The sequence below is a fragment of the Kitasatospora sp. NPDC001132 genome, from assembly GCF_053598415.1.
In genome coordinates this window covers 111510-137250 of record NZ_JBSFKF010000020.1, presented here as the reverse complement: position 1 = coordinate 137250, position 25741 = coordinate 111510, and the positions used below count along the sequence as shown (strand labels likewise).

18 protein-coding genes are annotated in these 25741 nt (G+C 75.5%); 5 read left to right on the top strand and 13 right to left on the bottom strand.

Annotated elements, in window-relative coordinates:
- The 10 genes from ACWDBE_RS25005 to ACWDBE_RS24960 all read right to left on the bottom strand — a co-directional run bounded on the left by ACWDBE_RS25005 (position 1) and on the right by ACWDBE_RS24960 (position 17447).
- Positions 1–2835 (bottom strand): condensation domain-containing protein, encoded by a 2835-nt coding sequence (locus tag ACWDBE_RS25005; protein ID WP_449809103.1) that lies wholly within the window; start codon positions 2833–2835, stop codon positions 1–3.
- Positions 2832–4709, bottom strand: a complete 1878-nt coding sequence (locus ACWDBE_RS25000; protein WP_449809102.1) for a non-ribosomal peptide synthetase — start codon at positions 4707–4709, stop codon at positions 2832–2834. Before ACWDBE_RS25000 ends, ACWDBE_RS25005 begins: the two co-directional genes overlap by 4 nt.
- Positions 4710–4780: 71 nt before the next feature.
- On the bottom strand, positions 4781–6619 hold the full coding sequence (locus ACWDBE_RS24995) for an AMP-binding protein (RefSeq protein ID WP_449809101.1): 1839 nt from the start codon (positions 6617–6619) through the stop codon (positions 4781–4783).
- A gap of 40 nt (positions 6620–6659) precedes the next feature.
- Positions 6660–7835, bottom strand: coding sequence for an acyl-CoA dehydrogenase family protein (locus tag ACWDBE_RS24990; protein WP_449809100.1), 1176 nt, complete (start codon positions 7833–7835; stop codon positions 6660–6662).
- A complete protein-coding gene (locus tag ACWDBE_RS24985) occupies positions 7832–10933 on the bottom strand; it encodes a non-ribosomal peptide synthetase (protein WP_449809099.1) in 3102 nt (1033 codons plus the stop codon). The genes ACWDBE_RS24990 and ACWDBE_RS24985 overlap by 4 nt, the downstream gene beginning before the upstream one ends.
- A gap of 381 nt (positions 10934–11314) precedes the next feature.
- The gene (locus ACWDBE_RS24980) at positions 11315–12628 is read right to left on the bottom strand and encodes a non-ribosomal peptide synthetase (RefSeq protein WP_449790201.1); all 1314 of its coding nucleotides are present in this window, start codon (positions 12626–12628) and stop codon (positions 11315–11317) included.
- Between the two features lie 138 nt (positions 12629–12766).
- A complete protein-coding gene (locus ACWDBE_RS24975) occupies positions 12767–14110 on the bottom strand; it encodes an MFS transporter (RefSeq protein ID WP_449809098.1) in 1344 nt (447 codons plus the stop codon).
- A gap of 454 nt (positions 14111–14564) precedes the next feature.
- The gene (locus tag ACWDBE_RS24970; protein WP_449809097.1) at positions 14565–15740 is read right to left on the bottom strand and encodes a PP2C family protein-serine/threonine phosphatase; all 1176 of its coding nucleotides are present in this window, start codon (positions 15738–15740) and stop codon (positions 14565–14567) included.
- A gap of 233 nt (positions 15741–15973) precedes the next feature.
- Positions 15974–16420, bottom strand: a complete 447-nt coding sequence (locus ACWDBE_RS24965) for a tetratricopeptide repeat protein (RefSeq protein WP_449809096.1) — start codon at positions 16418–16420, stop codon at positions 15974–15976.
- Between the two features lie 364 nt (positions 16421–16784).
- Positions 16785–17447 carry a maleylpyruvate isomerase family mycothiol-dependent enzyme gene (locus tag ACWDBE_RS24960; protein ID WP_449809095.1) on the bottom strand — a complete coding sequence of 221 codons (663 nt, stop codon included), beginning with the start codon at positions 17445–17447 and terminating at the stop codon, positions 16785–16787.
- Between the two features lie 71 nt (positions 17448–17518).
- Between ACWDBE_RS24960 and ACWDBE_RS24955 the strand changes: the two genes are divergently transcribed.
- Positions 17519–18706 (top strand): LysR family transcriptional regulator, encoded by a 1188-nt coding sequence (locus tag ACWDBE_RS24955; protein WP_449809094.1) that lies wholly within the window; start codon positions 17519–17521, stop codon positions 18704–18706.
- On the opposite strand, the gene ACWDBE_RS24950 is transcribed toward ACWDBE_RS24955, so the two are convergent.
- On the bottom strand, positions 18592–19785 hold the full coding sequence (locus ACWDBE_RS24950) for an erythromycin esterase family protein (RefSeq protein ID WP_449809093.1): 1194 nt from the start codon (positions 19783–19785) through the stop codon (positions 18592–18594). The genes ACWDBE_RS24955 and ACWDBE_RS24950 overlap by 115 nt on opposite strands.
- A 136-nt stretch (positions 19786–19921) precedes the next feature.
- Between ACWDBE_RS24950 and ACWDBE_RS24945 the strand changes: the two genes are divergently transcribed.
- The 3 genes from ACWDBE_RS24945 (at position 19922) to ACWDBE_RS24935 (ending at position 22401) form a co-directional block, all read left to right on the top strand.
- The gene (locus tag ACWDBE_RS24945; RefSeq protein ID WP_449809092.1) at positions 19922–20677 is read left to right on the top strand and encodes a TioE family transcriptional regulator; all 756 of its coding nucleotides are present in this window, start codon (positions 19922–19924) and stop codon (positions 20675–20677) included.
- A 196-nt stretch (positions 20678–20873) separates the two neighbouring features.
- Entirely contained in the window at positions 20874–21197 is a 324-nt protein-coding gene (locus tag ACWDBE_RS24940; RefSeq protein WP_449790193.1) for a hypothetical protein, read from the top strand.
- 205 nt (positions 21198–21402) lie between these two features.
- Complete coding sequence (locus tag ACWDBE_RS24935; protein WP_449809091.1) at positions 21403–22401, top strand: ScbA/BarX family gamma-butyrolactone biosynthesis protein; 999 nt, start codon at positions 21403–21405, stop codon at positions 22399–22401.
- A 445-nt stretch (positions 22402–22846) separates the two neighbouring features.
- Here ACWDBE_RS24935 and ACWDBE_RS24930 read toward each other — a convergent pair whose 3' ends face one another.
- Together ACWDBE_RS24930 and ACWDBE_RS24925 are read right to left on the bottom strand one after the other, a co-directional pair.
- Positions 22847–24403, bottom strand: a complete 1557-nt coding sequence (locus ACWDBE_RS24930; RefSeq protein WP_449790191.1) for an MFS transporter — start codon at positions 24401–24403, stop codon at positions 22847–22849.
- Positions 24400–24972 (bottom strand): MarR family winged helix-turn-helix transcriptional regulator, encoded by a 573-nt coding sequence (locus ACWDBE_RS24925; protein WP_449790190.1) that lies wholly within the window; start codon positions 24970–24972, stop codon positions 24400–24402. Before ACWDBE_RS24925 ends, ACWDBE_RS24930 begins: the two co-directional genes overlap by 4 nt.
- A gap of 82 nt (positions 24973–25054) precedes the next feature.
- On the opposite strand from ACWDBE_RS24925, the gene ACWDBE_RS24920 reads away from it, so the two are divergent.
- Positions 25055–25720: a response regulator gene (locus tag ACWDBE_RS24920; RefSeq protein ID WP_449790189.1), complete on the top strand. Its 666-nt coding sequence runs from the start codon at positions 25055–25057 to the stop codon at positions 25718–25720.
- Positions 25721–25741: the final 21 nt, after the last annotated feature.

The window sequence follows — 25741 nt, the reverse complement described above, 5'->3', positions numbered from 1 at the left end:
TCAGCGGACCATGGCCGCCAGAACGTCTCGCCAGTCCTCGCCGGGCTCGGGGGCGAGGGGGCCGGCCAGGGTGTCCGCCCGGTAGTGCCAGGGGCGGTGGAGTTCCTCCTCGGCGTCGGGGGTGGCGGCGACGGGGCTGTCGGAGCCGAGCAGGCGGACCAGTTCGGTGGTGAAGTCGGCCCAGGAGACGTGTCCGCTCACCGCGTTGACGACCCGGCCGGCGGCGGGATGGTCCGGGGTGAGGCAGGCGGTGAGGGCGCGGGCCAGGGCGGCGGAGTGCACCCACGAGGCGCCGTACCACGCGTCGGCGGGCGGCACCGCGATCGGCAGGCCGGCCAGGGCGGCCTGGTAGAGCGGGCCGGTGGCACCCCAGCGGAGCTGGTCGCGCAGGCGGTGGTGCGGGCCCCAGACGATCGGCGCGCGGACGGCGGTGGCCTGGCCGCGGCCGGTGGCGGCGGCCTCGAAGAGGATCCGCTCGCAGTCCAGCTTGGCCTGCCCGTACGGGGTGACGGGAGCGCCGCTCGGTCCGCCCTCGGCGACTTCGGTGCCCGCCGGGCGGCCGTACGCGTCGATGCTGCTGACGAAGACGAACGGGCCGCCCCGCCAGCCGTCCACCAGGGCGCGCATCGCGGCGAGGTCGGTGGCGTGCTCGGTGAAGGTGCAGGCGGAGTGGATGACGGCGTCCACGCCCTCGACGGCCCGGCGCAGGCTGTCGAGGTCCCCGAGGTCGCCCTCCGCTACCTCGGCGCCGTTCAGTGCGGGCAGGTGCGCGGACTCGGGCCGGACCAGCACCCGGACCGGCCGGCCCTGGGCCATCAGTTCCTGGAGCACGGCCGCGCCGACCCCGCCGGTGGCGCCGGTGAGCAGGACGGTGCCGGTGCGGGCGCCGGTGGTCCGCGGGCGGGCGCCGGCCCGGGCGAGGGCGGCGCTGCGCTCGTCGGCGCGGGTGGCGAGCAGGGCGGCGAGGGCGCGCGGGGTGCGCTGTTCCAGGATGTCGAGGCCGGTGAGCGGCAGCCCGGTGCGGGTGCGCAGGCGTTCGGCGAGTTGGACGGCGACCAGGGAGTGGCCGCCGAGGGCGAAGAAGTCGCCGTCGGCGGGCGCGGTGGTGCCGAGGAGTTCGCCGAACGCCTGCCGTACGACGTCCAGCGGGCCTTCCTGCGGCGGAGCCTGGTCGGACGGCGCAGCCCGGTCGCGCAGCGGCGCGGCGCCGGGCAGCCGGTCGCGGTCGGGGGTACCGTCGGGGTGGCGGGGCAACCGGTCCACCAGGGTGACGGCGAGTGGCAGTTCGCCGGCCGGGAGGCGTCCGCGCAGGGCGGCCCGCAAATCGGTCCCGCTCGGGACGACCGGACCGCGCACCACCGCGTAGGCGAGCGGCGGGCCGTCGGGATTGTCGACCACGGCCGCCTCGACCACCGCGGGATGGGCCGACAGGGCTTCCACGACCGGGTGTTCGGCGACCGTCAACCGCTCTCCGGGCAGGTCGGACAGCCGCCGCCGCGGGTCGCCGGCCACGGCGGTGAGCAGCGCCGCGAAGGCGTCGAGCAGCCGGGCGGCGGTGTCCTGGTCCAGCGCGTCCCCGTCGTGCTGCAGCAGGCAGCGCGGCTCCGGGCCGTCCTCCACCAGCAGGGTGAGGCCGAACTTGGCCAGCCCCAGGTCGAGTTCCACGTTCTCGGCGTCGAGGCCGGGCAGCACCAGCGGGTCGACGTTCTGGACGAGGTCGCAGCTGACCGAGAGCAGCGGGGTGCCGTCCGCGCCGCGCGCGGCCGCGCCGAGCCGCTCGACCACCAGGTCGAGGGGCACCTCGTGGTGCTGCTGCGCGTCGAGCAGGGCGGTGCGGACCAGGCCGAGCAGTTCGGCGAACGACGGGTCCCCGGACGGATCCGCCCGCACGGCGAGGGTGTTGACCGCGAGTCCGACGGTCCGGCGGAACTCGGGCCGCCCGCGGTGGCCGCTGGCGCAGCCGAGGACGAGGTCGTCCTGCCCGGAGGCGATGCGCAGTGCGGCGAACGCGGCGGCCAGCACGACGGTGAACAGCGTGGCGCCGTGCCGTGCGCCGAGGACACGCAGCTCCTCCAGCACCGCCGGCTCCAGCGGCGCGGTGTGCAGCACGGCGCGGCGCTCGCGGGCGCCGGGCGGGAGGGGCCGCAGCAGCGACAGGGGGCGCGCCCCGGACAGCCCGGCCGCGAGGGTGTCGGCGGCGGCCGTCAACTCGGCGTCCCGGACGCGCTCCTGGCGGGCGTAGTCGGCGTACGACGGGGCCGGGGCCGCAAGCCGGTCCGGCACGCCGTCGCGCGCGGCACGGTACAGCTCGGCGAGGTCCTCCGCGATGAACCGCAACGCGCCGCCGTCGATGGCGATGTGATGGATCGTCAGTAGCAGCGTGTGGTCCTCGGGCCCGTGCCGCAGGAGCACGGCGCGCAGCACGGGCCCGGCGGCGAGGTCGAACGGCCGGGCGGCCTCGGCGGCGAGCTGCTCCGGTCCGGTGGCGTCCAGCACCGGAAGCGGCACCGGGGTGACCGGGTCGACCTGCTGGTACGGCTGGTCGCCCCGGCGCGGGTAGCGGGTGCGCAGGACGGCGTGCCGCTCGGTCAGGCCGGTGAGCGCGGTGGCGAGGGCCGCCCGGTCGAGCGGGCCGCGCAGCCGGGTGGCGACCGGCACGTTGTAGAGGGCGCCGCCCTGGCCGAGGTGGTCCATCAGCCACATCCGCTGCTGGGCGTGCGAGAGGGGGGCCTGGTCACCGGCCGCGACGGGCCGGGCGGGCGCGGCGGCGGGCGTGGCGGCTGCGCGGCGGCCGCGGGCGCGGCGCAGCAGGTCGGTCTGGTCGACGGTGCTCATCGGTCGGCTCCCGAGGTGTCGTCGGCGGCCAGCAGTGCGCGTTCCAGCAGCTCGGCCTGGGCGGCGACGGTCGGATGGGCGAGGAAGTCGGCGAGCGACAGCTCGACCCCGAGGTCCTCGCGCAGGTCGTCCACCACCCACATGGCGAGCAGCGAGTGCCCGCCCTCGGCGAGGAAGTCGGCGGCCGGGTCGGTGATCGGGTGTTCCAGGGCCCGGCTCCACGCCTCGGCGACGACCTGCTGGATCGGGCCGAGTTCGGCCCCGGCGGACGGCTGCGCCTCGGCCGGACCGTCGGCGGCCAGCGCCCGCCGGTCCACCTTTCCGCTGCCGGTCAGCGGCAGCGCGGCGAGTACGGTCCAGGCGGTGGGCACCAGGTGGGCGGGCAGCTGCTCGGCGAGGCGGGCCCGCAGCGTCTCGACGGCCGGGCGGGCGCCCTCGGCGAGCACCAGGCAGGCGGTGAGCGCGGCGTCGGCCTGCCCGGCCCGGCGGACCACGACGGCCGCCTCGGCGACCTCGGGCAGCTGGAGCAGCGCGTGCTCGACCTCGCCGGGTTCGATCCGGAAGCCGCGCACCTTGACCTGGTCGTCGGTGCGCCCGTGGTACTCCAGGGAGCCGTCCGGCAGTCGGCGGACCCGGTCGCCGCTGCGGTAGGCGCGTCCGATGCCCGGCAGTTCACGGAAGCGCTCGGCGGTCAGCTCCGGCCGGTCGAGGTAGCCGAGGGCCAGCCGGTCGCCGGCGATCCACAGCTCACCGACGGCGCCCGGCACCACCGGCGCGAGCTGCTCGTCCAGGACGTGGGCGCGGGCGCCGCCGAAGGTCCGGCCGATCGGGACGGAGCCGGCGCAGTCGGCGCGGGTGATCCAGTGCAGGGTGGTGAAGGTGGTGGCCTCGGTCGGCCCGTACCCGTTGACCAGTTCGAGCCAGGGGAAGGACCGCAGCACGGCGCCCGCGTGCTCGGCGGAGATCGCCTCGCCGCCGACGACGACGGTGCGCAGCACGCCGAAGACCCGGGACCGCCGGGCCGCCAGGTGGTGGAAGAGCGCGGTGGTGAGGAAGACGGCAGTGACGCCGAAGCGCTCGACGTCGCGGACGAGGTCCTCGGCGCTGGGCCGCTCGGTCGGGGAGACGGCCACGGCGGCGCCGCGGACGAGCGGGGTCCACAGCTCGAAGGTGGCGGCGTCGAAGGAGACGGTGGAGTGCAGGAGCATCCGGTCGCGCGGGCCGAGGGCGACGGTGTCCTCGGCAGCGACCAGGTCGGTGACGGCGCCGTGCGGGACGAGGACGCCCTTGGGGCGGCCGGTGGAGCCGGAGGTGTAGTAGAGCAGGGCGGGCGCGGCCGGGTCGGCTGCGTCGGGTGCCGTGCCGTCGGTGGCCTCGGTGCCGCGCTCGGTCAGCACGAGGGTGCGCTCCTCGGGGAACCCGGCCTCGGCGAGCAGGGCCTTGTCTCCGAGGACGAGCCGGACGTCCGCGTCGGCGGTCATCTCGGCGATCCGGGGGCGCGGGTAGGAGGGGTCGATCGGGACGACGAGCGCGCCGGCCCGCCAGACGGCGAGCTGGGCGACGACGAGCCGGGTCGAGTGGGCGCACAGCAGGCCGACGGCGCTGCCGGGGCCGATCCCCCGGGCGGCCAGGACGGCGGCCAATCGGCCCGCGGCGTCGACGAGTTCGCGGTAGGTCAGGACGGTGGAGCCGTCGGTCACGGCGAGCGCGTCGGGCCGCAGTCCGGCCTGCCGGGCGATCAGTGCGGGCACGGGCAGCGCGGGCAGGGTCGCGGCGCTCAGGCCGGACGGGTTCGCGGGGGCCGAGGCGGGCGAGGCTGCGGCCGGCGAGGTCGCGGGGGCCGAGGCGGCGGCGGGCGAGGTCGCAGTGGTCATGGGTGGTGGTTCCCTTCCGGGCGCCCCGGCCGGGTGGGTCGGGGCGCCGCGCTGAGGAGGTTCGGGCGGGGTCAGGCGGTGGTGGTCAGCTCGGCCACCCGCTCCTCGACCAGTCGGGCGACGGCCCGCAGGTCCGGCTGGCGCAGCACCAGGGGGGCGCGCAGCCGGACGCCGTACTCGTTCTCCAGGGCCTCCAGCAGTCTCGCCGCGGCGAGCGAGTTGCCGCCCGCGGCCAGGAAGTTGTCCTCCGGCCCGAGGTCGCCGCGGCCGATCAGCTCGCGGCAGAGCTTGAGCACGGTGCGCTCGACCGGGGTGCTCCCCTCCTCGCTCGGAGCCGTATCGTCCCGGCCCGCCGCCGGCGCGTCGGCCAGCAGGGCCTGGCGGTCCACCTTGCCGTTGGCGTCCAGCGGGAAGCGCTCCACCAGCCGGACGGCGGAGGGCACGGCCTGCTCGGGCAGCCAGGGGCGGACGGCGTCGAGCAGCGCCGCGGGGTCGGCGCCGTCCTCGGCCCGGACGAAGGCGAGCAGCCGCGCCCCGCCGGTCGGCGCCAGCTCGGCGGCGACGACCGCCCGCCGCACCTTCGGGTCGCGTTCGAAGGCGGCTTCGACCTCGGCGGGTTCGATCCGCACGCCGCTGACCTTGACCTGGTCGTCCAGGCGGCCGTGGAACTCCAGCACGCCGTCCGGTCGCATGACCACCCGGTCACCGGTGCGGTAGACCCGGTCGGTGCCGACCACGCCGGCGGGCGCGTCGACGAAGCGGCGGGCGGTCAGCTCGGGGTCGAGGTACCCGGCGGCCAGGCCTCGGCCGCCGATCCGCAGCTCGCCGGCCGTGCCGCGCGGCACCGGCCGGCCGTCCTCGTCGGTGACCAGGAGGACGGCGCCGTCGATCGGCAGGCCGATCGGCGGGGCGCCGGCGCCGTGGTCGCCGCCGGGGGCCATGGTGTGGATGGTGGTGGTGACGGTGGCCTCGGCGGGCCCGTAGGCGTTGTGGACGGTCGCGGTGACGTCCGGCCCGGGGGCCAGGCGCAGCCGGTCGCCGCCGATCACCAGGTGGCGCAGCGCCAGGCCGGCGGGCCAGGGCCGGCCGAGGACGGGCTCGGCCAGCGGGGTGGGCAGGATGGAAGCGGTGACGCCGGCCTCGCGCCACCAGTCGGTGAGCGCGCCGGTGTCCCAGCGGACCGCCTCGGGGGCGACGACCAGGGCCGCGCCGGAGGTGAGGCCGGCCCACAGTTCCTGCACGTGCGGGTCGAAGGCGACGCCGATCAGCAGGCTGTGCCGCTCCCCGGGGCCGAGGCCGGTCAGCCCGCGGTACCACTGGAGCAGCGCGCCGAGCGCGGGCTCGGTGACGGCGACGGCCTTCGGGGTTCCGGTGGAGCCTGAGGTGAGCACCGCGTAGTGGGTGCCGCCCGGGACGCGTACCTGCTCGCCGGGGTTCAGGGCGGCCACCACACCGGGGGTGGCCAGGTCCAGCGGCAGCCGCTCGCCGCCGGGCGGCAGCAGGTCCGGCTCGCCGACCAGGCAGGCCGGGCGGAGCTGCTCGGCGACGGCGCGAAGCCGGCGCTCGCCGGGGCGGGGGCCGAGCGGCAGGTGGACGGCGCCGAGCTTGGCGGCGGCCAGGGTGACGGCGACCAGCGAGACCGAGTGGCCGAGGCAGACGCCGAGCAGGTCGCCCGGGCCGACCCTGCCGCGCAGCGCCTCGGCCACGGTGTCGGCGAGGCGGTCGAGTTCGGCGTAGCTGTGGACCTGCTCGCCGTCGATCAGGGCGGGGGCGTCGGGGGTGCGGTGCACCCAGGTGGTGAACAGGTCGAGCACCGCGCCGTCCTGGTGCGGACGGCCGTAGGCGATGCTCAGGCCCTCGGTGCTCGGGGCCTCGGTGCTCGGGGGCTTGGTGGTGTCAAGGTGTTCCATCATCATCTCCAGCAAGGTGACGCACATGGGTGACGAGACGTCAGTTCAGGCCCATCGAGCGGGCGATGATCACCTTCTGGACCTCCGAGGTCCCCTCGATGATCGTGGTCATCCGGACGTAGCGGTACAGGAACTCCAGCGGGTGCCCGCGCACCCAGCCGGTGGCCCCGTGCACCTGGAGCGAGCGGTCCACCGCGCGCACGGCGGTCTCGGAGGCGGTGAGCTTGGCGAGCGCCGCGTTCTCGGGCGACTCGGTGCCCTCGTCGACCAGTCGGGCGCAGGCGAGGGTGAGCAGCTTGGAGGCCTCGACCTCGGCCCGGGTGGCGACCAGGTGCTCCTGGACGTGCTGGTACTCGCCGATCACCCGGCCGAACGCGCGCCGGCCCTTGGCGTACTCGACACCGATCCGCAGCGCGTGCTCGGCGATGCCGTTGCACATCGCGGCGACCACCAGCCGACCGCGCGAGAGGCTGTCGATGGCGAGGGCGGTGGCCGCGCCGACGCCCTCCTCGCCGCCGATGACGGCCTCCGGGCCGACGGTGACCCCGTCCAGCAGCAGCTCGGACAGCGGCTCCCCGGACATGCCCTCGTACCGCTGGCCGAGCCGCAGTCCGGGCTGGTCCATCGGCAGCACGAAGGCGGTGGCGCCGCCCGCGGGCCCGGCGCCGTCCCCGAGGTCGGTGGCGGCGACGACCAGCGCGATCCCGGCGTGCTCGGCGTTGCTGACGAAGGTCTTGCGGCCGTTGAGCACCCAGCCGTCGCCGGTGCGCACGGCGGTGGTGGCGAGGCGGAACGCGTCGGAGCCGGCGTTCGGCTCGGTGAGGGCGAGGCAGCGGGTCTGCTCGCCGCGCACCAGCGGGACCAGGTGGCGCTCGACCTGTTCGGGGGTGCCGTGCCGCAGCAGCGGGCTGGGCCCGTCGGCGCCGGCCAGCGCGTACGGGGCGAGCACGCAGCCGCTGCGCCCGGCGGCGTGGTGCAGCAGGACGACGGCGGTGAACGGCATGCCGGCGCCGCCGAGTTCCTCGGGGTAGTCGCCCGCGTAGAAGCCGAGGGCGGCGGAGCGCTTGCGGACGTAGCTCCGCAGGTCGGCCGGCACCTGGTCGGCGGTCTCGGGCAACTCGGCTGCCAGCGGGACGAGTTCGCGGCGCACGAAGCTCTCGAAGGCCTCGACGAGCTCGCGGTGGCCGTCTTCCAGGACGGCGGAGGGGGAGCTCACTTGACACCTCCGGTGAGGGCCTTGGCCTGGTCGGCCAGCACGGCGTGGCGGAACAGGGTGCGCAGCGGCGGGCGGCTGCCGAGGTGCGGCTCCAGCTGGGCGGCGAGCTGGGCGGCGAGCAGCGAGTGGCCGCCGACCTCGAAGAAGTGCGAGTCCGCGGTGAAGCGGTCGTGGCCGAGCACCTCGCGCCAGGCGGCGGCGATCAGCCGCTGGCCGGGGTCGGTGAACTCGCTCGGCGTGCTGCCCCCCGCCTCGGGGGCGTCCTGGGCCTCGTCCGCCAGTCGGGCGAGGGCGGCCCGGTCGGGCTTGCCGCCGGGCAGGGTCGGCATCGCGGCGACGGCCGTCCAGCTCGCCGGGACGAGTCCGCCGGGCAGCCGGCGGGCGAGCGCCTCGTGCAGGGCGGCCTGGTCGGGGCGGTCGGAGCCCTCCAGGAAGCCGACCAGGCGGGGGCCGGTCCGCGGGTCGGTGTGCAGCAGCACCGCGCAGGAGCGGCCGCCGAGTTCGGCGGAGGCGGCGGCCTCGATCTCCTCCAGCTCGATCCGGTGGCCGCGGAGCTTGACCTGGTTGTCGGCGCGGCCGAGGAAGCGCAGCCGGCCGTCCAGGTCGCGGAAGCCGCGGTCGCCGGTGCGGTAGACGCGGGCGTCGCCGAGCGCGGGGACGGTCACGAAGCGGGCCGCGGTCGGCTCCGGCAGGCCCAGGTAGCCGTCTGCCACCATGGCGCCGCCGATGGCGAGTTCGCCGACGCAGCCGGGGGCGAGCGGGCGCAGGGTGTCGTCCAAGACGTGGACCAGCACGCCGCCGAGTTCGGCGCCGAGCGGGATCTCGCCGTCCTCGGCGACGTCGGCGGCGGTGACCTCGTACACGGTGGAGGTGACGGTGGCCTCGGTGACGCCGTAGGCGTTCAGCACGGTGGTGGCCTCGGTCAGGCCGACCAGGGCCCGGGCGGGCAGCCGCTCGCCGCCGAGCACCAGCAGCCGGGGCGTCCAGCGGCCGTCGCCCAGCGCCTCGCGCAGGTCCTCGCGGACGGCGAGCAGGTAGCTGGTCGGCAGGTTGGCGACGGTGACGCCGCGGGCGGCCAGTACGGCCACCAGCTCGGGGCCGGTGGGCACCTCGCGCTGCGGCACGACGAGGGCGGCGCCGGCCGCGAGGGCGGGCAGCACCTCCTCCAGGGCCACGTCGAAGGACGGCCGGGCGAACAGCAGCACCCGGTCGGCGGAGGTGAGTTCGTAGCGGTCGACGATCGCGGCGACGTACCCGGCGAGGGCCTCGCGGCCGACCTGGACGGGCTTGGGCACGCCGGTGGAGCCGGAGGTGTGGATCAGGTAGGCGGCGCCGTCCAGGACGGCGGCGGGCTCGGCCTTCGGGAACGCCGGGCCGTCCATCAACGCCGGGGTGAAGCCCTCGGCGGGCAGCGCGAGCGCGCTCTGCCGGGTGGCCAGGACGAGTGCCGGGTTCAGCCGCTCCAGCAGCAGGCCGAGCCGGGCGGCCGGGTCCTCGGTGGACAGCGGCGCGTAGACGGCGCCGTGGCGCAGGCAGGCGAGCAGGGCGACCACGCTGTCGGCGCCGCGCGGCAGCACGGCGGCCACCGGTTGGCCCGGCGCGACCCCGGCGGCGCGCAGCCGCTCGACCAACTCGGCGACCCTGCGGTCGAGTTCGCCGTAGCTGATCCGCTCGGTGCCGGCCATCAGGGCGAGCGAGGCCGGGTCGTGGGCGGCGGCCGGGTCGAGGGCGGCCAGGGCGATCGGGGCGACCGGGGTGGCCTGCGCGGCCTCGGGCGCGGGGTCCAGGTCGGCCATCGGCGCCTGCGGGCGGTCCAGGTAGCAGCGCAGCAGCTCCAGCAGTCGCTCGGAGAGCAGCACCGCGTCGGACTCGCGGAACAGGTCGGCGTCGTAGTCCCAGACCAGGGTCATCCCGGCGGCGCCGTGCTTCTCGCCGACCACCCGGCGGTCGTCGGGCAGCAGCACCAGGTCGAGGTCGAAGCGGGTGGTACCGGTGTTGAAGCCCTCGTACAGCGAGACCTCCAGGCCGGGTGCCTGGACGTCGGGCAGGGCCGCGTCGTGCGCGCTGAACATCACGTTGAACAGCGGGTTGTCGGCGCCGGTGGTGTGCAGTCCGAGCCGGCGGGTCAGCTCCTGGACCGGAAGGTCCTGGTACGGCAGCGCGCGCAGCAGGACGTCGGTCACCTCGTCGACGGCCTCGGTGCCGGGGGCCGTCGGGTCCAGCCGCAGGCGCAGCGGGACCGTGTTGACGAACATGCCGACGGTGCCCTCGAAGCCCTCCGGCCGGTTGCCGACGGCGGTGCCGATCACCAGCTCGCGGTGGCCGCTGTGCCGGCGCAGCAGTTCGGCGAACAGGGCGAGCAGGGTGCTGAACGGGGTGTGGCCGTCCGCCTTGCTGCGCTCGCGCAGCCGCTCGGCCAGGTCGGCGCCGATCGACTGTCGCAACTGGCCGCCGCGGTGGCGCCGTTCGGCGCGCGGCCGGGCCAGCCCGGGCAGCGTGACCTCGCGCGGCGCGTCGGCCAGCTCCCGGGTCCAGAAGTCGAGCCCGCGGTCCCGGGGGAGGTCGGCGGCGGCGCGGGCGTGGTCCTCGTACGAGGGGGCGACGGGCAGCTCGTACGGCTCGCCGAGGACGGTGGCGCGGTAGACGGTGAACAGGTCGCGCAGCAGGATCGCGAAGGAGTGGCCGTCGTGGACGAGGTGGTGCTCGACGTGGATCAGCCGGTGGTGGTCCTCGGCGAGCCGGACCAGGTGCCAGCGCAGCACCGGTGCCCGCCCGGTGTCCAACGGCTCCTCGGCCTCGGCGGCGAGCAGCCGGCGGAAGGCGGCCTCCGGGTCCTGCTCGGTGCTGAAGTCGCTTTGGCGCAGCTCCGGTTCACAGTCCTCGGCGACCCGCTGGCCGGGCAGGCCCTCCGGGCTGGGCACCAACTCCAGCCGCAGGCCGGGGTGCTGGGCCAGCACGGCGGCGAGGCCGGTGTGCAGCGCGTCCCGGTCGAGGGTGCCCCACAGGTCGAGGACGGCGGTGAAGTTGTAGGCGCGGCTGCCCGGCAGCATCTGTTCGTGCAGCCAGACGATCTCTTGCGACGGCGTGAGTGCGAACATGGTCGATTCCCTTGTGTGGTGGGCATTGTCGGCACTGCTGTGGCCGGAAGCGGGCGTGGGGTGTTCCCGCGCCGGCCGGTGGGCCGGGCCGCACCTGGGTGAGGTGCGGCCCGGGGCCCGGGGATCCCGTCCGGCGGCGTGCAGGACGCGCGCGGGCGGGCGTGGTGGATCCGATGTGGTGGATCCGGTGTGGGAGTTCGGGGCCCGCGGGGTGGGCCGACAGCCTGGGGCGTGCGGGCGCGGGCGTACGAGGCGGGCTGGTTGGGAACGGGTGGGTTCGACGGGGCGGGCCCGGGAGGGCGGAGCGGGTGCGGGCCGCCCGAGCAGGCGGGGCGTGTTCGGGCGGGCCCCGGAGGGCAGGGCGTGTTCGGGCAGGCCCGTTCAGGCCTGCGGGACCGGGGACGGCCGGGCGTGCAGGTGGTGCCGCAGCACGGCGAGCAGTTCACCGAAGGCCGCGTGGGCGTCGGCCTCGGGGAAGCGGTCGCGGTCCCAGGCCAGCCGGATCAGCAGGTCGTCGCCGTTCGAGGCGGAGACGGCCAGTGGCGCGGCGAGCGGGCGCCCCTCCAGGTGGACCTCCCGGCCGGCGGCGCCGCCGAGCACCAGCGGCGGGCGGCGGTGCGTGTCCTCCATGGTGAGCAGGGCGTCCAGGGCGCCCGACCACGGGGCCCCGGCGGTGCGGGCGGCGCGGACCACCTCGTCGAAGGGGGTGCCGGCGTGGTCCAGGTCGTCCCACCAGGCGTCCGCGAGGGCGTCCAGGTCCGTGGACCGCTCCGAAGTCGCCGGGTGCACCAGGGTGTTGAGGAAGCAGCCGAGCACGGTGGGCGCGCCCACCGGTCGGCCGCCCCACGGGTAGCCGAGTGCGAGCCGCCCTCCCCCGGCCTCCGTCCGGTCGGCCCCCGCCGCCCGGTGGGCCCGGTGCAGGGCCGAGCCGACCGCGTCCAGCAGCGCGGGGAAGACGGCGCCGCGGGCGGCGCCCTCGGCGGCGGGCAGCCGCTCGGTGAGCATGCCGGTGGACGTGGCGGCGCTGCCGCCCGCCCCGGTCACGCCGCCCAGCCGCCGGCCCCAGTGGGCCCGCGCGGCGGGGCCACCGGCGGCGTCCTCGGCGACGAGCTGCAGTTCGACGGCCTGCCGGAAGTCGGCCAGCGCCTGGGGCGCGGGCCCGTCGGCCGGCGACTCGTCCTGCTCGTAGGCGGCACTGAGCTCGGCGGTGAGCACGCCGAGCGACTGCTCGTCGCAGGCGGCGTGGTCGAGTGCGAGGGCGAGCAGTTCCTCGTCCCCGTCCGGGGCCGCGGCGACCAGCAGGCGCAGCGCGGGTCCGTCGGCGGGCCAGTCCAGCAGGGCCTCGCGCAGCGCCGCGCGGGCGGTGCCGCCGGGGGCGACGGCGATCCGGGCGGCCTCGGCCGAGGGGCCGCCGGCGCGCAGCACGGGTGTGCCGCGCACGGTCGCGAAGCCGCCGCACAGCGCCGGGTGGTGGGCGGCCACCGCGGCCGCGGCGCGGGCCAGTCGGTCCAGGTCGAGGGTGCCGCGCGGGTAGGCGAACAGCAGCGGGACGATGTCGGTGCGGCTCTGCGGCGCGAGCCGGCGGGTGATCAGGAAGCGCCGCTGGGCGCCGGTCAGCGGGAGCAGCTCCACCGGGGATTCGGCGGCGGCTGAGCGGTACCGGGCGAGGTAGGCGGCGGTGATGCTGGCGTGCACGGGAACGGTCTCCGGTTTCCGGTCGCGGCTCGGGTCGGGGATCGGTCGGGGGGGGATCGGCCGGGAAGTCGGCCAGGGGGTCGGCCGGGATTCGGCCGGGGCGTTGCTCAGGTCCGGGTGGTACGGGCGGGCCGACGGTCAGGGCGCACTGGGGCTCACGGCACTCTCCTCGTCGGTGGCGCCCTCGGTGACGCCCTCGGCAGCGTCCTTGCCCGAGGCCCGGCCGCCCGTACGGTCGGGGCCCGGCAGTTCGCGCATCCGGCGCAGCGGCGAGAGCAGCAGCGGCAGCGGCACCAGCAGGAAGCCCGCGGCGCAGAGCCAGAGCGCGGTGCGCGGCCCGGCCGCGTCGGCGACCACGCCGCCGACCAGGGCGCCGATCGGCAGGGTGCCCCACACCAGGAAGCGCATGGTGGCGTTCATCCGGCCGAGCAGCTCCGGCGGGCAGACGCTCTGGCGGAAGCTCACCTGGGCGACGTTGTAGGCCACCGCGCCGAACAGCACCACCCCGGAGGCCAGACCGAAGAGCACCACGCCCGCGCCGCTGCCGGACAGCGGCCACAGCAGCGCGAACGGCGCCGTCACCACGGTGGACACCCAGATCAGCCGGGCCTGGCCGATCCACCGGGCGAGCTGCCCGGCGCACAGCGCGCCGGCCAGTCCGCCGACGGCGGAGACCGACAGCAGTACGCCGATGGCGCCCGGAGACAGGTCGAGCACCCGCACCCAGAACACCGTCTGCACGGCGGTCAGCACCGCGGAGAACAGGTTCGACGTGGCGGTGGCGGTCGCGATCGCCCGCAGCAGCGGGTGGCCGAGCACGAAGCGCACGCCCTCCCCGACCTCGGCGCGCAGCGAGCGCCCCGGCGCGGGTTCCGGTCGCGGCTCCTCGGCCTTGATCCGGACGAGCAGCAGCGCGGAGGCCAGGTAGCCGCAGGCGTCGGCCACGATGGCGAGCGGCGCCCCGAGCAGCTGGACCAGTCCGCCGCCGAGGCCAGGACCGGCGATCTGCGCCGAGGAGCGGACCGTCTCCAGCGCCCCGTTGCCACCGACCAGCTGCTCGCGCGGCAGGACGGCGGGCAGGAAGGACTGGTGGGCGACGTCGAAGAACACCGTCGCCACCCCGGTGACCAGCGCCACGACGTAGAGCTGCGGCATGGTCAGCACCCCGAACGCGGCGGCCGGCGGGATCGACCCCACGGCCAGGCAGCGCACCACGTCGGCCCGGATCAGCACCGGCAGCTTGCGCATCCGGTCCAGCCAGGCGCCTGCCGGGAGTCCGACGAGCAGGAAGGCGGCGGTCTCGGCGGCGGTCAGCAGGCCGACCTGGAACGGCGTGGCGTCGAGCACCATCACCGCCACCAACGGAAGGGCGACCAGGGTGACCTGACTGCCCGTTTGGGCCGCTGCGGCTCCGGTCAACAGGAGCCGGAAGTCGCGGTGGCCGAGCAGACGGGCCTGGTGGGAGCTGGGCTTCTCGTTCATCGGTGCGACTCTCGGTCACCTCTTCGACACGGGGCAAGCACCAGGTCCGTTTCCGGACGGACCGCAGGTCGACCGAATCCCGCCACTCCCCCGACCGGCCCTTGCGCGCTCCTTACGGCGGCCTCCCGTGCTGCCGCGCCGCCCGCGGTGCCCGGCGGCCTAGGCGGCACCGGCCGACGGGCACTCCGATCACCCCCGGGCCCGTCCGTCCATTTCCTTGTCCGATATTCGGACGCAGGTTTTCCAGCCACCGGACGGCGGCCTTCAACTTGGCCGGATTCCGTGGAGCGCACCCCCACCGACACCTCATCGTGATACCGGCGTGACCGAAGCGAGCCGTAGAAGGGGATCACCGGGCGGGTAACGAGCCGCCCCCGGAACCCGGCCGCCCCCGGAACCCGGCCGCCACCGGAACGGGCCGCCCGGGCCGGGGCCGCGCCGCCGCACGCTTCGACTACCCGTCCGTCTCGGCCCGCGCCCGCGTCCGCACCTGCGTCCGTGCCGGGGCCGGTCCCTGTTCCGACGCGCGCGCCGCCCGGCGGGTGATCGCCAGCAGTGCCATGTCGTCGTCCCTGGGCCCGCCGGTCCATCGCCCGACGTCCGCCACCAGCGCGTCCAGCACCTCCCCCGGCCCGGCGAACGGCCCCAGCGGGGCCAGGCCGAGCACCGGGTCGTAGAACTCCCCCGCCGCGTCCCGGGCCTCGGTGACCCCGTCGGTCACCAGCAGCAGCGTGCACCCGTCCGGAAACGGCCGGCTCTCCGGCGCCGGACGCGCCCCGCCCAGCCCGCCCATCCCCAGCGGCAGCCCCGGGTCCGCCGCGTCCAGCCGGCGCACCGGCGGCGCGGGCCCGCCCGACGGGTACGGGCCCAGCAGGTACGGGCCGGGGTGCCCGCAGTCGAGCGTGCGCACGCTCTCCTCCCCCGGCGGGAACTCGACCAGCAGGGCGGTGATGAACCCCTCCAGCCGCACCTCCTCGCTCATCCGCTCGCTCTCCCGCAGCAGCGAGTCCTCCAGCGCGTCGGCGAGCGCGGACAGGTCCGGCAGCCGGTGGGAGTCCTCCCGGAAGGCGCCCAGCAGCACCGAGACCGCCCCGACCGCGTGCAGCCCCTTGCCCCGCACGTCGGCGATCAGCCCGCGCACGCCGTACGGGGTGACCTGCAGCGCGTACGCGTCCCCGCCGATCAGCGCCTCGTCCTGGGCGGCGCGGTAGCAGGCCGCGACCGACAGTCGCCCGACCCGCGCGGGCGGCTCCGGCAGCACGGCCCGCTGCGCCGCCTCGGCCACCGACCGCACCCGCGCCAACCGCCGGCCGTGCCGGTCCACCACGCGGTTCACCCAGATTCCGAGCAGCGCCGCGAACGCCGTGTTCGCCAGCTCCAGGTAGCCGGCGCCGGTCCCGAGCGACCCGTCCTGGGTGGACAGCACCAGGATGCCCAGGACGTTGGCCGCCCCCACCGCGACGGTGTCCCCCAGCGCCAGCAGCGCCCCCGCCAGCACGGCCGCCGCCGCGAGCAGCGGGTCGCCCCAGTAGTCGGTCGGTTCCAGCGCGTTCCACACCAGCCCGCCGGCGGTCAGCAACCACGGCGCGACCCGCACGTACGGCGGCCACTGCACGGACCTCGGGGCCATCGGCGACCTGGCTTCCGTCTCACCACCATCCGGAAGGACTTCTTCCGATCGTAGTCACGGCCCCCCGAAACCCGCAGGACGGCCGCCCTGGCCCCGCTCCAGGGTTTCTCCTCGAACAGGCCGCGGAGGGGTCAGGCCGGCAGGGTGTCGGCGTAGAGGCCGAATTCCAGGCGTCCCTCATGGTTGCCGCCGGGTGGCCGCGTCGGCCCCGGCGACTCGTCAACGGTGAGCCGTCAGGAGCCTGCGCTGCCGAAGTGGTTCAGGTCCACACGGGCCTGCAGGAACTCGAGGTACTTGGGGTCGTCCTCTTCGAAGATTTCGGGTCCGCCACCCATATAGGCCCTGATCAGCTCATCCGCAGCTCGGTCGTGGTCGCCCAGCTCGAAGGTGGTCTGGCCCAGTCGAAGGTGGATGTATGGATTGCCGAGTCCGTCAGGGCACTGAGCGGCGTTGTGGAAGCACTTGTAGGCCTTGTCGTGAACACCGCGTCGGAAGTGCACGTCTCCGAGCGCGACGTAGATCCAGGTCGAGGCCGCCCAGCCACGGGGATCATCCGGCAGCAGCCGGAGGGCTTCCACGTAGCGCAGCCTGGCCTCGTCGAGCTCTCCCATTCCGACCAGGGCATCACCCTCCTGACACAGGTCGGTGATCTCGGCACGGACCTCATCGGGCAGTTGCATGGCCGTCCCTGTCATGGCTCGGGGCTTCGTGCGATTGGGCTCCCGCGAAGCCTAGGTGATGCCGGTCGGCCGGTTTCGTCGAGGGGCGTTGGTCGGATGGCCGGTGCGGTGAGGTAGAGGTCACCCACGCAGTCGAGGCCTCCTTCCGGAGAGCCTGCGGGTAGCCCGCTGGGCAGGACGTTGCCCCGAGGGCGGTCGGCCCGTCCCGGTGGAGTACCTCCGGCTCAGTCTCGGCCGGCCACCGGAGGACGGCTCGCAGGGCCCGGCTCCGCGGCGACGGTGATCCTGGGCCGCGCCCAGGCCGAGCTGTTGCACGCCGCTCTCACCGAGTGGCTCCAGATCCGGCACAGGTGAGGACGCGCGCTCACCCGCCGGCGACGAACCGCCCCGCGCCGGGCCCCGTCAGCAGGCCCTCCGGGACCCGGCGTCCGTAGGCCACCAGCAGCAGGTGCTCCGCCCGCCCCTCCACGGTCAGCGGCCCCTCGCCGTGCGACCAGCCCGTGTCCGTCGCCACCAGTCGGACGCCGTCCAGTCGGGCCCCGAAGAACCGCAGGCCGCGTGGGGTGAGGGCGGACAGCAGGGCGGCCGCCCGGGGCAGCGGGAGGCGGGCGGGCAGACCGAGCGCAACGGTGATGTCGAGCCCGTGGACAGCGTCGTGGGCGAGGGCCGCGATCCGGCCGCCGACGGGCGGACGCCAGGGGTGATCGGCGTGGTCGGCCACGGCTGCGGCGAGTTCGCGCTCGCTCATGGCGGCCGCGTCGCGGCGGGCGATCCGGTCGGCCATGCGGTGCAGGTTGCCGCCGGAGCGGGCGAGTTCGACGGCCGTGCGCACCGTCGAGTACCGGAAGCCGGTGCTCATGTGCGCCGCCACCTCGCGAACCCGCCAACCCGCGCACAGCGAGGGCGAGTTCCACTGCTCGGGGGTGAAGGCGGCGAACACCCTGGCGAGTTCACGGCGCTCGGCCGCGATCTGCTCGCGGATCCAGTGGAGCTGCCCGGTGTCCTCGTTGCGCGGCACGGTTTCCATGCGTCCAGCCTGCGGCCGGAACCGTACGCCCGTCCAAGAGCGGGAAGTTCTGGCACTTATGATCGGGAGTTATGGAACTGCGGCAGCTCCGGTACTTCGTCACCGTCGCCCAGCACGGCAGCTTCACCCGGGCCGCGCAGCTGCTGCACCTGACCCAGCCCGGGGTGAGCTCCCAGATCCGGCAGCTGGAACGGGAGCTGGGCCACCGACTGCTCGACCGCTCGGGCCGCACCGTGCGGCTCACCCCGGCCGGCGAGGCGGTGCTGCCGCACGCCCGGGCGGCCCTCGCCTCCGCGGCGGCGGCCCACCGCGCGGCCCAGGAGTCCGGCGGACTGCGGCGCGGGCACGTACGACTGGGCATGGTCGCCGGGGCGGCCCTGACCCCGCCGTCCGGGCTGGGGACCTTCCCCGGGCTCGCCACCACGCTCGCGGCGTTCCGCCAGGAACACCCCGGCATCGACTTCTCACTCGCCGAGGACACCACCGCGCGGATGCTCACCGCCCTGCGCGAGGGCAGGCTGGACCTCGCCGTCGTCGGCCTGCCCGCCCCGGCGAGCGGGCGGGAGGGCGACGACGGCTGGTCGGCGCTGACCGGGCTCGCCCTGCACACGGTGCTGGAGATCCCGCTGGTCGCGGCCTGTGCGGTGGGGCACCCGCTCGTGGGAGGCCCGGGTCCTGGTCCCGGCCCTGGCCCTGGCCCTGGCGACGCCTCGGGCACGGTATCGGGCCCCGGCCCTGCCGGCGGCTCCGGCGGTTCCGTCGGCTCCGGCGGTTCCGTCGGCTCCGCGCCCGGCTGGCGGTCGCTGCCGGTCGCCGCGCTCGCCGGGCACGCCCTGCTGAGCACCCCGCGCGGCACCGGTCTGCGCACCGCGCTGGAGAGCGCCCTGGCCGAGGCCGGTGTCGAACCGGCGGTCGGCGTCGAGGCGGCCGCGCCACCGCAGTTGGCCGAACTCGCCGCGCACGGCCTGGGGGTGGCCGTCGTACCGGACCCGGGCCCGGTGCCGGGTCTGCGGGTGCGCCCGCTGACCGACCCCGTCCCCCGGGTCCGGATCGCGCTGGCCTGGTCGACCGGGCAGCCCGCCTCAGCGCCGACCGCCGCCCTGGTGGCACACCTGCGGCAGGCCTACCCCGGGCCTGCCGCCGCTCAGCCTCCGGCCGGCACCGCCGCTCCGCCGGTGGCGGGCAGCACCGCCGCGCCATCGGCGACGTGCAGCAGCGCGTCCGCGCCGTCGAGCACCTCCCGGTCGAGCGGGAAGTAGCCCTGCCGCGGGACGGTGTCGGTGCGCGTACGGGCTTCGACCGGCAGTGCCGCGTCCGTCAACTCCCAGACCGCACCGCGTGCTTGCAGGTGGGACTCGTACGTCCCCGGTGCCGGCTCGGCCAGCCCGATCGCCTCGCTGCGCCCCAGGCTCCCGGCGACGAAGGCGTACCGCTCGCCCAGCAGCGCGGCCACGATGCGGCCCGCCCCCGACCACCGGCAGTCCAGTTCGCCGAACGACCAGGCGCTCGGGTTCCGTTGCAGGTGCAGGTTGTGGGAGAAGACCAGGGTCGGTCCGCGCCGGGCCTCGACCGTGCGGATGTCGAGCAGGTTCCGCGCCATCAGCGCGTCCCGCACGCCGGACAGGGCGCTGATCCGGTCGCTCGCCGTGAGGCCCGGGACCGCCGACTGCGCGTGGTAGCGCAGCAGTCCGATCCCGGCGGTCAGCCGGGTGCGGGCCGCGCACCACTCCGCGGCCGAGGTCGCCGCGATCAGTTCCGTTGCCCGCATGTCAAGTTGGAGGAGGAGGTCGTCGGCGAGGCAGCGCAGCCGCGCCGCCTCGGCGGTGCCGCCGGGCGACTGTTCCGGGTCCATCACCGCCTCCGTGCGGCTCCAGCGCTCGTCCTCACCCACCAAACGGGCGATTTCGAGGTCGAGGTCGAGCCCGAGCCCGAGGTAGTCGCGGGCGTGTTCGAGGTAGCGGCGCGGGCTGGGTGCGCTGGTGGTCTCGGTCGGGATGTCGAAGCCGTGCAGGGCCAGTCGCTCGCCGGCCGGCCGTTCCCGGTTGAACTCCCTCATCCAGGCGACGAGTCGGCGGTTGGGTTCGAGGTCCCCGAAGCCGTGGGTGAAGCCGTCCCGCATCACCGAGTCGAGGGTGCCGACACCCTCCCGGACGTAGGCGTCCACGGCGAAGGCGGCGACCCGGTCGGTCTCCAGGGCGATCGACCGGAAGCCCCGGTCGACCAGTCGGGCGAACAGCTCGTTGCGGACCAGCCCGAACGCCGGCTCCTGGTGGGTCGGCTCACCGAGGCCCAGAAGCTCGCACGCCGGGGTGACGAAGTCATGCATGTCCTGGTTCATGGACCTCAAGCGTATCCTTGAAGGAACGGTTGAGACTTTTCCCGTCACCGGCGCTCGGCGACGGCAGAAAGCCTCAAACAGCCCCGAACGATCGATCGGCCCCGCACGCCCAACCGGCCCGGAACGGGAGACGACCATGCGACCCGCCGACCTCGCGCGCGAGCACGGCATCTCGACCCAGGCGATCCGCAACTACGAGCGCGACGGCTGCCTCCCGCCCGCCGAACGCACGCCCACCGGGTACCGGATCTACACCGAGCAGCACGCGGCCGCCCTACGCGCCTACCTCGCCCTCGTCCCGGCGTACGGGCGCGCGGCCGCCGCCGCGGTGATGACCGCCGTCCATGCCGACCGGATCGGCGACGCCCTCACCGAACTCGACCGGGGCCACGCCCAGTTGCTGCGCGACCGGGAGACCCTCGCCACCGTCCGCGAAGCCGTCGGCCACCTGACCGGCGGCACCCGCCCGACCGGCAGCACCCACCTGACCGGCAGCACCACCGCCGGAACCGGACTTCCCGCGCTGCCCGGCCCGCGCTCCGTCGGCGAGGTCGCCCACCGGCTCGGTGTCACCCCCGCGACCCTGCGGGCCTGGGAGGCCGCCGGCATCCTCGCCCCCGCCCGGGACCGCGCCACCGGCCACCGCCGCTACCTCCCGTCCGACGTCCGCGACGCCGAACTCGCCCACCTGCTCCGCCGGGGCGGCTATCTGTTGGACCGCATCGCCGCCGTCCTGCGGCAGATCCGCACGGCGGGCGGCACCGGCGAGCCGGCCGCCGCCCTCGACGGCTGGCAGCAGCGCCTCACCACCCGGGGCCTGGCGATGCTCACAGCCTCGGCCCGCCTCGACGACTACCTGAGGCTGCGCCCCGAGACGCCCCGACGGGGGTGACCTCCGTCCTCGCCGTCGAGCGGGTCGTGGCCGCCGTCGAACCCGCCCAGCACGGCGGTGGCCCGGAAGCCCTCCTCGTCCCGTTCCACCCCGGAGCGATCCGGACCCACCGGTGTCGGTGACGGTCGGTAGGGTCCTTCGCGTCACCACCCACCACCCGCCACGCGAGACCCGCCGTACCGTTCGGAGGACACCTGTGCCCGCGCTCCACGACTTCGCCACCTGGGAGCCGCTGCTGACGCACCTCCGGGCCGTGCGTCCCGACCGCACCCGCCCCGTGGTGGGAAGCATCAGCCGGACGGGGTGGAGTCTGCCCCTGAGCGAGCAGCGGTCCGTCGGCCGGGCCGTGGCGCCGGTGCAGCGCGCACTCGTGGAGGCCGGCAGCCCCGAGGCGCTGTTCGTGGCGGACGTCTCGCCGGACGGGCAGGCGGTCCTGCACGTGTTCGGCACCAGCCCCGCCGTGGAGTACGGCCTCCGGAACCCGAGCCCGGGCACGCCGTCGGACCTGCCCGACAGTTGATCCCACGCCTGTGATCTCGTCCGGACTCCCGGGATCCGCCGGGAGAGTCCGACCCAGCTCCCGGCCCCCACTCACCGTGCCCGTACGATCACACCGGGCCGCCGAACGATTGTTCTGTCTCCTTGAAAACCAAACCGGTAGGTACGTATCTTACGAGCCCTGAGCAGCCCACCCCGCCCGCCACCGGTCCCTCGGAGTGCTCCCCATGACTCTGCTTGCCTCCCGCACGCCCACGCCCGCCCTCGCCATCGAAACGGACTCCGCGCCCCTCCTCGACCCGGCCGCACCAACAACCCCGGCGCCCTGCCCGACCAGTACCGTCGCCAAGGAGTACGTCCACCGGGTCTGCAGCGCCGAGGTCTTCCTCACCGGCAGCGAGCAGCTGACGGCCACCGCCTTCACCGTCACCGCGCGGTGGCCGCGAGCCCACACCTTCTTCAGCACCCCGGACGGCACCCAGCACGACCCGCTCCAAGCTGCTGAAACGATTCGCCAAGCCGGGCTCTACCTCGCCCACACGCGGTTCGGCGTACCGCTCGACCACAAGTTCATGATGTGGAACCTCGACTACACCACCCGCCCGCACCAGCTGCTCATCGGTGCCGCGCCGACCGACCTCACCCTCGACGTCCAGCTCCTCGCCCGGCCGCGCCGCTCCGGCACCGCGGTCGACTTCACGCTGGAAACCGTCGTCCGACGGGGCCCGCAGCTCGCCGCCACCGGGCACACCCGCTTCACCACCGTCCCGGACTCCACCTACCAGCGGCTGCGCCAGGGACGCCACGACGCCGAGCACCCGTCGGCACCGCTCGTGACCGCCGAACCGCTCCCGCCGGCCCGGGTCGGCCGACTCCGCCCGTGCGACGTCGTGCTGACCCCGGCGGACGCCCCCGGAAGCTGGCACCTCACCCCCGACTTCCGGCACCCGACCCTCTTCGACCACGCCAACGACCACATGCCCGGCATGGTGCTGCTGGAGGCGGCCCGACAGGCGGCCAACGCGCTGATCAGCCCGGCCACCATCACCCCGGCCGCCGCGGCCACCACCTTCCACCGGTACGCCGAACACGACGCCCCCACCACGATCACCGCCCGGCACACCCCCGGTGACACCCCGGACGCCGTCACCATCACGGTGACCGGCCACCAGCACGGCGAGCCGATCTTCACCACCGTGCTCACCGACCACCCGGACCACCACTGACCCGGCCACCACCGACCCCGCTACCACCGCCGCACCGCCCGAACGGCCCGCCCGACCCTCCCGGTCCGGCGGGCCGTCCACATGCCGACGGCTTGCCCGGTTCGCGACTGGCCGGACGAGGAACGCTGGACGAGGCGCACGGGTCAAACGATCGGCGCACGCTGCACGAACTCACCCGGGACGCCCACCTGGCCGAGGCCGTCGAGCTCTCCCCAGGCATCCGCGCCCGGCACGGGAACCCGCGCCCGCCCGAGATGAGCCGATCCGGCTGCAGAACTCTCCGCGCACCCAATCACATGCGGCCGACAACACTCGCTGTCACCTCGTCACAGAGCTTGGACCAGAACCCGTTCTCATGGCCATCGACCACGGCCCGGGCGAGGCGCCTCCCGAAGTGGTGTGCACCTGCCGCCAGGCCTCGTGACCAGGTCCAGCCGATCCATCGTCACTGTTCCGTCGGCGGCTTTCCCAATCGGCCGAGGGAACGGTCCGGCAGCGTGAGGAGAAAGAGCAGAGCCGCTCCACCGAGCATGAACAGCGCGAGGTGGTGCAGCCCACCCGTGGTGGCGCCGTGCGGGAAGAAGGCGGCGTTCGCGGCCGAGGCCGCCATGGCCCCGAGGTACATGAAGGTGCGCAGCAGCCCGGCCGCCGAGGCGATGGCGGCCGGGTCGGCCTGGTGGTAGAGAGCGGTCTGGGTGCCGAGCCCGATCAGCCCCTGGGAGGCGCCCGCCAGTACCCCGACCGCGATCAGCAGGGCGCCCGGGCTGCTCGCGTGCACCAGCAACAGGGCGGCGCAGGAGGCGATCTGGCAGACGGAACCGACCAGCAGCTTGCCGCGCACGCCCGGGCTGCGGCCGCTGAGGCCGGCGGCCGTGAGCGCGGTCAGCGAGAGCGGCAGCAGCACCAGTCCGGTGGTGGCGGCCGACAGGCCGCGCCCCTCCTCCAGCCACTGGGTGTAGCCGTAGAGGAAGGCGTAGACAGCGGTGTAGCCGAGGACCTGGCGCAGGTAGGTGGCGATCAGCGGGCGGTTGGCGGCGAGCGCCCGCAGGTCGATGAAGGGGTTACGGGCCCGCCGCTCGCGGACGGTGAAGGCGACGGCCGCCAGGACGGCGAGCGCCGGCAGGTACCAGCGCGCCGGGTCGGGCGTCATCAGGAACAGCATCAGGGCGAGCAGGAGGACGGCGAACAGTGCGATCCCGGCGTGGTCGAGGCGCTCCGGGCGGGCGGGGCCTTCGGGGCGCTCCGGACGGGCGGGGCGCTCCGGGCCGTCGGGGCGCTCCGGGCCGTCGGGACGGTCGGGGCCGTCGGGGCGGTCGGGGCCTTCAGGGCCTTCGGGACGGTCGGGACGGGAGCCGTTGTCGCCGTCGGGGTGGCGCTCGGTGACGGGCAGCCGGGCGGCGCCGAGCGCCAGACAGGCCAGCGACAGCGGGACGTTGACGGCGAAGACCGTCCGCCAGCCGCCCGCGCCGATCAGCAGCCCGCCGAGTGTGGGGCCGACCACGGCGACGGTCTGGTTGGCGACGGCCAGGACCGTCAGCACCCCGGTGGGGCTGGACCGCCCGGTCCGCTCGGCCTCGCCGCGGGTCAGGTGCATCGCGGCGGGGTAGGCCGCGGAGGTGCCCAGCCCGAGCAGCACCCGGGCGGCGATCAGCAGCCCGAGCGACGGGGCGAGCGCGCCGAGCAGCCCGGCGAGGCCGACCAGCGCCGTCCCGGCGAGGTAGAGCCGGCGCGGGCCGTGGGTGTCCACCAGCCGCCCGATCACCGGCTGACCGACGGCGGTGGCCAGGTAGAGCGCGGTGACCAGCCAGGCGGTCTCGGCGGGCGGCGCACCGAAGGCGGCGCCCACGGGCACCAGGGCCACCGCGATCATCGACGAGTTGATCGGGTTGAGCACCGAGCCGAGCACCATCGGTGCGATCAGTCGGCGGTCGAACCCGCCGTCCTGAGCGGGCTGCGGACGGCGGGGAAGGAGCCGGGCCAGCAGAGCGGCCGGGCCGGTCATCGCCGGTTCAACCGGTCCATCAGGGCCAGTGCCTCCAGCATGGTGGCACGCTCGGCCTCGGTGTAGTGCTGCGCCATGGCCATAGTCAGCCACTCCTGGCGGGCCTGGCGGCTGTCCGCGACGTACGCCAGGCCGGCCTCGGTGAGGCTGACCAGCTGACGGCGCCCGTCCTCGGGGTCGGGGCGCCGTCCGACCAGTCCGTGCTGTTCGAGCGCGGCGAGGGTGGCGGCCATCGACTGCGGACGGACCCGCTCGGCGGCGGCCAGCGCACTGGCGGAGGCCGGACCGTCACCGATCAGCCGACTGAGCACGGCGGTCTGGGACGGGGTCAGGTCGCTGGAGCCGCCGGTCTCCCGGAGGGTGCGGCGCAACCGGCTGAACACGGCGCGCAGCTCACGGGCGGCCGACGCCGCAGTGTCGGGAACCACGGAGGCGCCGGTCCGGGCGACCTCCGCGGGCTCGGCGGATCCCGTGAACTCGGCGGTCTCGGCGGTCTCGGCGGACGCGACAGGCTCGGGCGGGGCGTTGCGGGCCGCGGTGGCGGCGCGGGCGGTTCGCTTCACGGTCACGGCTCCACGGTAGTTTCATCAGTCTGGACTGTACAGTCCAGACTGAAGGATTCTCCGGAGCCCCGGACCGGATAATGACGGCATGATCGACAAGCAGCTCCGCGTCGTCCTCGCCGAGGACTCGGTGATCCTCCGGGACGGCATGGTCGAACTCCTCACCGCCCGGGGATGCGCCGTGGTCGCCACCGCCGGGACGGCGCCCGAGCTGGTCGCCGCCGTCACCGGGCACCGGCCCGACGTGGCCGTGGTGGACATCCGGATGCCGCCCACCCACACCGACGAGGGCATCCGGGCCGCGGTGGAGATCCGGGCCGCGCTGCCCGAGGTCGGCATCCTGGTCTTCTCCCAGCACGTCGAGACCGCCTGGGCGGCCCGGCTGCTGGCCGACGGCGCCGCCGGCATCGGCTACCTGCTCAAGGAACGCGTGGCCCGCACCTCCGAGTTCGTGGACGCCCTGCACCGGGTCGCCGCGGGCGGCACGGCCCTCGACCCGGAGATCGTCGACGGCCTGATGCACGGCGGGCGGCGCAACCGGGTGGACGCGCTCACCCCGCGCGAGCGGGAGGTGCTGGAGCTGATGGCGCAGGGGCACTCCAACCGCTCGATCGCCACGCTGCTGGTGGTCTCGGAGCGGGCGGTGGAGAAACACGTCGCCGCCGTGTTCGGCAAGTTCGAGCTGCCCGCGACCGACGCGGACAACCGGCGGGTCAAGGCCGTGCTCGCCTACCTCGCGGAGAGCGGCGCCTGAATCGGACGCGGCCCCGAGGGC